Genomic DNA, 6,923 nt, shown 5'->3' on the forward strand with positions numbered 1-6,923 from the left:
TTTTTGAAGATCAGGTCTTCTGTGGCAATTTTATCTTCAGTTTTATGGAATTTTGTCTTAAGAATAGCAAAATCGATCCTAATGAATACCATATTAAGGTTTTGTGCAGCAGTTTGATCATAACAGGATGCCTGACAACATCAATTATCTTCTCTTTATTGACATTAATATCATTCACAAAGGTAATTTCACCAGGTTTGTATGCTGAAAGGATACATTCTTTGATCTCACTGTCTTTCAGCTCTGGCAGGTCGATCCGAGTGGGAAAATATTTTCCAATATTGACAGTTCCCTCCAGATAATTCCATAAGAACAGGTTCCATGCTGTAATGAAGAGATGATCGTTGCTGGCTGAAATACCATTTAAAAATGCTTCCAGTATACCAAATCCACCGATCTTTCGCAAATAAAGAAAGTGACAATCATCGATCATCACGATCTTATTTAATGAAGCTGTTGTTAGCTTGCCTTTGTTGTAAATGATTGATGAAACTGCAAGCCTTGAAATTAAATGTGATGCTCTTCTCCAGCCTCTATACTTTCCCTGTTGAGTATCGAAATTTTATCGCAGTGGGTTTTTTAGGTTCCTTTACGACCATGTCCACCTTTTCCTACGAAACTGTGTGGCCATGATCATGACTGTATAGATTATACAGAAGCACGAGTGGTTCCATTCAATATTTTTTTCAGGAACGCTCCCGTATAGGATCCGCTAACACCAGCCACTTCTTCAGGCATTCCTTTTGCTATCACAGTACCGCCCCTGTCTCCTCCTTCCGGCCCCAGGTCGATGATATAATCTGCGGTCTTAATCACATCCAGGTTGTGTTCTATCACAACAACAGTATTTCCTGCGTCTATCAGCCTGTTCAAAACAGAGAGCAATTTCTTCACATCATCAAAATGAAGTCCTGTGGTGGGTTCGTCAAGAATGTACAGGGTCTTTCCTGTGCTTCTGCGGCTCAGTTCTGCTGAGAGTTTGATCCTCTGGGCTTCGCCGCCGCTTAATGTCGTGGCAGGCTGTCCCAGTTTGATATACCCCAGACCCACATCAAAAATGGTCTGCAGTTTGTTCTTTATCTTTGGAATATGCTGGAAGAACTCAAGAGCTTCCTCCAGGGTCATGTCAAGCACATCAGCTATATTCTTCCCCTTGTACATTATCTCCAGGGTCTCGTTGTTATATCGGCTGCCGTGACATACCTCGCACTGAACATACACATCAGGTAAAAAATGCATCTCTATAGTAATGATACCGTCTCCCTGGCAGGCTTCACACCGTCCGCCACGTACATTAAAACTGAACCTGCCAGGTTTGTATCCACGCACTTTTGATTCAGGTGTGATGGAATACAGTTCTCTGATGGGAGTGAATACATTTGTATAGGTGGCAGGATTGGACCTTGGTGTCCTGCCGATAGGACTCTGGTCAATGGTTATTACCTTGTCGACCTGCCTGATACCTTCAATAGCATCATGTTTTCCTGGCCGTTCACGGGCCCGGTGCAGCTTCTGTGCCAGAGCCTTGTTCAGTATCTCATTGACCAGCGTACTCTTTCCAGAGCCTGAAACGCCTGTCACGCAGGTGAACACACCCAAAGGAAAATCCACATCGATCTGCTTCAGGTTATGCTCGGCAGCTCCTTTTACCGTAAGCTGACCCCGGGGTATTCTCCGCCTGGAAGGTACGTCTATCTTCATCTTCCCTGCAAGATATTGTCCTGTCAATGACTTTTTATGGCGTATTACCATTGATGGGGTGCCTGCAACCACTACCTCACCACCATGGACACCAGCACCCGGCCCAATATCAACGATATAATCTGCCGCCAGCATGGTATCCTGGTCATGCTCGACCACAATGATGGTATTTCCCAGGTCCCTCAGCTGCTTCAGCATCTTAATTAGCCGGTCATTGTCCCTGTGATGGAGACCAATACTTGGTTCGTCCAGTATATACAGTACTCCTACAAGGCTGGAGCCGATCTGGGTGGCCAGGCGTATACGCTGCGCCTCCCCGCCGGATAAGGTTCCTGCAGCCCTGTCAAGGGTAAGGTAATCAAGTCCCACATCTATTAAAAATCCCAGCCTGGCATTGATCTCTTTCAGTATGCGCCTGCCTATCAGATAATCCCGTTCGGAAAGCTCCAGATTGTTAAAAAAATCATGTGCATCATTTACAGACATGGCCGAGATGGAATCAATTCCCGTATCATGTACCGTTACTGCAAGGCTGTAGGGTTTCAATCGCTTTCCATGGCACTCCTGGCAGGGCGCTGTGCTCATATACTGCTGAATCTTATCACGCATCTCTTCGCTGGTAGATTCCCTGTACCTTCGCTGCAGATTTGGGATCACTCCCTCGTACCTATTGTGATGCTCCCATACCCCTGGCCTGTCCCTGGGTACATACCTGAACCTGATACGCTCATCAGAACCGTACAATATAATATCCCTGTGCTTCGGGCTCAACTGCTCAAAGGGGGTATTGACCGAAAAGTTATACGTATCTGCCACAGCTTTCAGGGTCTGCATGTGATAGCCGTGGGGAGATTTGCCCCAGGGATCAACGGCCCCCTCCATAATGGACTGCGTTGGGTCAGGTATGACCAGTTCAGGATCAAATTCCATGGTGCTGCCCAGGCCCTGGCAGCGGGGACACGCGCCCCTGGGATTGTTGAACGAGAACATGGCCGGTTCCAATGCTTCAAAACTTAGGTTGCAGTGGGCACAGGAGAGATGTTCGCTGAACAGCATGTCTTTGCCGTCATCAACCACCTGTACCATCACCACGCCACCGCCGACATGTAATGCGGTCTCAACGGAGTCTGCTAACCTCTCACGTATGCCGGTCTTTATTACCAGCCGGTCGATCACAACTTCAATATTATGTTTCTGATACCTTCCCAGCTGGATGTCATCTTCAAGGTCGAAGATCTCCCCATCCACCCTGGCCCGGCTGTATCCTTCCCGCTTCAGGTCTTCGAATAACTGGCGGTATTCACCTTTTCGATCCTGTACAATTGGTGCCAGGACATGGATCCTGGTGCCTTCTGGGAGTTCAAGAACGTTATCCACGATCTGGTCCAGGGTCTGGGGGGCGATCTCCCTGTCGCATTCCGGGCAGTGCGGAACACCGATCCTGGCATATAACAGCCTAAGGTAGTCATATATCTCGGTAACCGTACCCACAGTTGACCGCGGGTTCTTGCTGGTGGTCTTCTGCTCTATGGAAATGGCAGGGGATAATCCTTCGATATAATCCACATCAGGTTTGTCCATCTGACCCAGGAACTGGCGGGCATAGGCAGACAAAGACTCCACATACCGGCGCTGGCCCTCAGCATATATGGTGTCAAAGGCCAGTGATGACTTACCACTGCCGCTCAATCCTGTAATAACGATGAATTTATCCCTGGGCAGGGTCACATCAATGTTTTTCAGGTTGTGAACCCTTGCACCTTTTATAATAATCTCTTCTTTAGCCATTTGGAGCTCAAATTTAACTTACACAAGATAAATCCTTTTAGCAGGAAATTCCAAATTTTACATAGACAGCAGATAATTATATTGCTGAATAGCAATATAACACATCATGGTAATTAAATATGGGTTATGTATGCATATTCCTCGTAGGAAAGCGCTGTACGGCAACTGCAAGCCATTATTTCCCTGATGAGAATCATATTAATAAATATTGCCACAGTACCAATGCATGTAATTGCCCCACAATGGTGGCCCAGGTTACAGGAACTGGTATTTTCATAGAAGGCTGGTAGAGGAGACCATATCCATTTCTTCCAATTTTGTTTTAAATCCTTTTATTTTATCCCTCAAATCAGCAGCTTTTTCAAATTCAAGTTGTTTTGCTGCAGCATGCATCTTTGCTTCAAGATCGATAATAATATTCAGGATCTCTTCCCGGGGTATTTCGTCAAATATCTCTCCCCCTTCTTCGGCTTTGGGGACCAGGTCTCCCCTTACAGCTTTAGTAATAGATCGAGGCGTCATTTGATGTTGTCGATTATACTCTGTCTGAATACGGCGCCGCCTGTTGGTCTCGTCAACTGCTCTGCTGATCGAACCTGTGATCGTGTCAGCATATAATATCACCCTGCCCTCAATGTTACGGCTGGCACGGCCTATGGTCTGTATCAAAGAGCGTTCCGATCGTAAGAATCCTTCCTTATCAGCGTCCAGAATGGCGACCAGAGCCACCTCTGGCAGGTCCAGACCCTCCCTTAACAGGTTTATACCCACAAGGACATCAAATTCACCCAGACGCAATGACCGTATGATCTCTACCCTCTCCAGAGTATCGATATCAGAATGCATGTACCTCCCCTTGATATCAAGCTCAAGGAGATATTCGCTCAAATCCTCTGCCATTCGTTTGGTAAGGGTGGTTACCAAAATGCGGCTACCTTTATCCACCATACGCCTGATCTCAGCTACCAGGTCGTCCACCTGTCCTTCAACAGGGCGGATCACCACTTCAGGGTCTACCAGACCGGTGGGCCGTATGATCTGCTCAACTATCCTGCTGCTGCGTTCAAGTTCAAAATCCCCGGGCGTTGCTGAGACATAAATGATCTGATTGATCCTTGTGAAGAACTCATCAATACGCAAAGGTCTGTTGTCATATGCACTGGGCAGTCTGAATCCGTTGGATACCAGTGCGTCCTTTCGTGCCCTGTCCCCGTTATGCATCCCCTTTATCTGGGGGAGCATTACGTGGCTTTCATCTGTGACTACAATATAATCTTCCGGAAAGAAGTCCAGTAAGGTAAAGGGCGGCTCACCAGCGGCCCGTTTTTCCATATGACGGCTGTAGTTCTCTATACCCTTGCAGTATCCGATTTCCCGCATCATCTCGATATCGAACTTTGTGCGCTGTTCAAGGCGCTGGGCCTCCAGCAGTTTTCCCTGGGACCGAAAGTTCTCCACCTCCACCTCCAGTTCCTTTTTTATGGATGAGATGGCATTTTCAACAGTCTCGATCGGCATGACATAGTGCCTGGCCGGATATATGGCCGCCTTTTCAAGATCATGCAAGGTATGCCCGGTCAGGGGATCGAACTCGCTGATACGTTCCACTTCCTCCCCGAACAGCTCTATCCGCACACCGAGATTGGACATAGCAGGGAAGACTTCCACAGTATCTCCTCGTACCCGGAACGCGCCCTGGGTAAAATCCACGTCATTTCGCTCATACTGTATATCTACCAGCCTGCCCTGTATTTCTTTGCGTTCGATCTGTTGTCCCAGCTCGATCATCAGGGTCATTTCGCGCCACTCCTTTGGGCTGCCCAGGCCGTAGATGCAGGAAACACTGGCAACCACTATCACATCCCTTCGTTCCATAAGTGAACGGGTGGTTGACAGCCTTAATCTGTCGATCTCATCGTTGATGTGGGAATCCTTCTCTATGTAGGTATCTGTTGCAGGAATATATGCCTCAGGCTGGTAATAATCATAATACGATACAAAATATTCCACCGCATTATTGGGAAAGAATTCTTTGAACTCGGAATACAACTGTGCTGCCAGGGTTTTGTTATGGGCGATGACCAGTGCGGGACGCTGGATTTGCTCTATTAATTTGGCGATGGTGAAGGTCTTTCCTGACCCGGTGACACCCAAAAGGGTCTGTTCACGCTCATTTGCCTGGATGCCCTGGGTTAAGACCTCGATGGCCGGTCCCTGGTCTCCTGCGGGTTGGAAGTCTGATATTACCTTGAATGGCGGCATTACTAAGATGTATACACTGGAAGGATATTAAAAAGTAGGTCACACATCTTGCCTCTTTTTTGCAGCAAAATTTTATATATTCAAAGAACATATAAGAGGATTAAGATTAGAAACTGTTCTGAGTGAGGCATTTTCAGAAGTAAGTGTATAAGTATTTCTGCGATTTAGTTTCTCAGATCGTTGATGATCGTAACGTAAGGAAGTGTAATATTGTTTAGAAATCAGGAATCAAGTGCTCCGGTAGATGTCGGAGAGAGCTATGATGTGTCCATCGAAGATGTTGCAAGAGAAGGCGATGGTATTGCCAGAGTTGAAGGATTTGTAATCTTCGTACCAGATACAAAAGTAGGCGATGAAGTAACGATAAAAGTTAGTAAAGTGATGCGAAAATTCGCATTTGCAGAAAAAGTATAATAAACTTTTTTAAGAATAGATAATTTGACTTTTTTAGATAATTGATAAAATTTCATAGAGGAATAATAAATGGATCAAAGAGATAATAGGGGCGGCTTTGGAGCACCTCGCGAAATGCATTCAGCTAAATGCTCTGATTGCGGTCAGGAAACTGAAGTACCTTTTGTACCTGACCCAGACAGACCCGTGTATTGCAGGGAATGCCTGCCAAACCACAGACAAAAAAGATTTTAATTGGTAAATAATTAATTTTTTTAATTTTTACCAAAATAAACATCTTTTAATTCAAAGTAAGTGAGGTTAAAATAGATTTTTTCAATTATAACCTGCACTTATGATTTTTCATTATTCTACTTAACCATTAATTGAAAATATAAAAGAAATATCAATTTTCCTGGTATTTACTCTACTATGGTTGAAGATCTGGAAGTTACACTTATTAAAAAACTGGAATACAAGTGTATCGATTGCACATGCGGTGTAGCTGTGATGCCAAGTGATCCCACTCCAGAAGTGACTGAAGCAATAAAAAAAATTGCCAGAAAATTCGGTGCCAGGTTTAGAATTCTGGATACAACTGTCCAGCCTGATGTGGTATTAAAGTATCATATCAGGAAACTGCCTTCTGTTGTAATTGATGAGAAAGCATATCCAGCTGACGTTGAGGTTGTGAATAAAGTCCTCACTGAGATTGTCGGATAAGCTAAAATATGTATTTTTATTGAAAATTATAGAAATATCTGAATATTTATGACAAT

6 protein-coding genes are annotated in these 6,923 nt (G+C 45.1%); 3 read left to right on the top strand and 3 right to left on the bottom strand.

What is annotated here, in order from left to right:
* Positions 1-10 precede the first annotated feature (10 nt).
* The 3 genes from IBX40_09710 to uvrB form a co-directional block, all read right to left on the bottom strand.
* A complete protein-coding gene (locus IBX40_09710) occupies positions 11-433 on the bottom strand; it encodes a hypothetical protein (protein ID MBE0524591.1) in 423 nt (140 codons plus the stop codon).
* Between the two features lie 215 nt (positions 434-648).
* Positions 649-3,489 (bottom strand): excinuclease ABC subunit UvrA, encoded by a 2,841-nt coding sequence (gene uvrA / locus IBX40_09715; protein MBE0524592.1) that lies wholly within the window; start codon positions 3,487-3,489, stop codon positions 649-651.
* A 273-nt stretch (positions 3,490-3,762) separates the two neighbouring features.
* Complete coding sequence (gene uvrB, locus IBX40_09720; protein MBE0524593.1) at positions 3,763-5,751, bottom strand: excinuclease ABC subunit UvrB; 1,989 nt, start codon at positions 5,749-5,751, stop codon at positions 3,763-3,765.
* Positions 5,752-5,961: 210 nt separating this feature from the next.
* On the opposite strand from uvrB, the gene IBX40_09725 reads away from it, so the two are divergent.
* The 3 genes from IBX40_09725 (at position 5,962) to IBX40_09735 (ending at position 6,867) form a co-directional block, all read left to right on the top strand.
* Positions 5,962-6,165 (top strand): TRAM domain-containing protein, encoded by a 204-nt coding sequence (locus IBX40_09725; GenBank protein MBE0524594.1) that lies wholly within the window; start codon positions 5,962-5,964, stop codon positions 6,163-6,165.
* Between the two features lie 69 nt (positions 6,166-6,234).
* Complete coding sequence (locus IBX40_09730) at positions 6,235-6,399, top strand: hypothetical protein (protein ID MBE0524595.1); 165 nt, start codon at positions 6,235-6,237, stop codon at positions 6,397-6,399.
* Positions 6,400-6,576: 177 nt separating this feature from the next.
* Positions 6,577-6,867 carry a hypothetical protein gene (locus IBX40_09735; protein MBE0524596.1) on the top strand — a complete coding sequence of 97 codons (291 nt, stop codon included), beginning with the start codon at positions 6,577-6,579 and terminating at the stop codon, positions 6,865-6,867.
* The last annotated feature ends 56 nt before the right edge of the window (positions 6,868-6,923 follow it).

The sequence above is a fragment of the Methanosarcinales archaeon genome (assembly GCA_014859725.1).
GTDB lineage: Archaea > Halobacteriota > Methanosarcinia > Methanosarcinales > Methanocomedenaceae > Kmv04.